The organism is Micrococcus sp. ACRRV (assembly GCF_022346985.1).
Classification (GTDB): Bacteria; Actinomycetota; Actinomycetes; order Actinomycetales; family Micrococcaceae; genus Micrococcus; species Micrococcus porci.
The window spans coordinates 1-1,349 of record NZ_JAKRNH010000202.1 but is presented as its reverse complement, the minus strand read 5'-3'; the positions used below and the strand labels follow the sequence as shown (position 1 = coordinate 1,349).

The window sequence follows — 1,349 nt, the reverse complement described above, 5'->3', positions numbered from 1 at the left end:
CGCCTGGCCCCCGAGCAGCTCGAGCGCCACACCCGCCGCCTCCGTGGCGAGCCCCTGCCCCCGGAGACCTCCGAGGAGGCCGCCGCCCGGGCGGGGCGACGCCACGACCTCGTCGCCGCCCTGGACCGCCTGCCCGCGGAGTCCGCCCCCGCCACGCCGCGCCCCCGCGCGGACCTCTCCGACCTGCTGGACCGCATCGGCACCCCGGACCTGGCCCGCTTCGCGGACCCGCTGCTGGGCACGGTCGGCCGGATCCTGCCCTCCGGCCCCTCCCCTGAGCGTGCCGCGGCCGCCGCGCGCCGTCGCGCCGAGCACGAGGGGCGCCGCCGCGCCGAGCGGGCCGCCGGACGCGCCCGGGCCGCCGAGCGCGCCCGGCGCCGCGCCGAGGAGACCGCCCGCCGCGAGGCCGAGGCCGCCGAGCGCGCCCGCGCCGCCCGCACCGTGGAGGAGTCCCGGGCGGAGGCCGTCCGGGCCGCTGAGGACGCCGCCAGGGAGGCCGAGCGACACCGCGCCGAGCGCCTGCGGGAGCGCCGCGAGGCCGCCCGCGCCGCCGCCGCGGACAAGGCGCGCCGCGTGGCCGAGGCGGCCGAGCGCGCCCGCGTCGAGGAGAAGGCCCTGCTCGCCGCGGAGGCCGACGCCCAGGCCCGCGAGGCGGACGCCGCCCAGGCCGAGCTCGACGCCCTGGCCCGAGAGCGTCGGGAGCGGGCGGATCAGGAGGAGCGCCGCCGCCGCGCCGCCCTGCTGGCCCGCCGTCGCCGGGACGAGGAGCGCCGACGTCGTCGTCGGGAGGCCGAGCGCGCGCGCCGCGAGGCCGAGGAGCAGAGGGAGCGGGCCGCTCGTGCCGAGGCGGAGGCCAGGACCGCGGAGCGCGCGCGCCGCGAGCGCGAGGCCGCGGCGGCCGCCGAACGCGCCCGGGTCCAGGCCGAGCGCCGCGCCCGCGAGGAGGCCGAGGCCGCCGAGCGGGCCCGGGTCCTCGCCGCCGAGCAGGAGCGGGTCCGCGCCGAGCGGGCCGCGGCGGAGGCCGCGCGTCGTCGTCAGGCCGAGGAGGCCGCGGAGGCCGAGCGCCGCCGGATGGCCGTGGAGGCCGCCCGCGCCCGGGCCGAGGCGGAGCGCCTCGCCCAGGAGGCGGCCCGCGAGCGCCGCCGGAGGATCGCCGCCGCGCGTGCCCTGCCGCGCACCGTCGCCGCCCGGCACATCGCCGCGGGCACGGCCGCGGAGGACCGCCGGCGGCAGGCCGCCGCCCGCGCCGCGGAGGAGGCCGCCCGCGTCCTCGCCGCGCACCACGACCGGGAGACGCGCGCCCTCATGGCCGCCGCCCGCGAGCTGGACGGCCCGGACATCGTCCCGCC

The 1,349-nt window shown here is 84.2% G+C and carries 1 pseudogene; it reads left to right on the top strand.

Features of this window, described 5'->3' with window-relative positions:
• Positions 1 to 1,349, top strand: a pseudogene (locus MHY29_RS12100) (hypothetical protein); the annotation flags it as partial.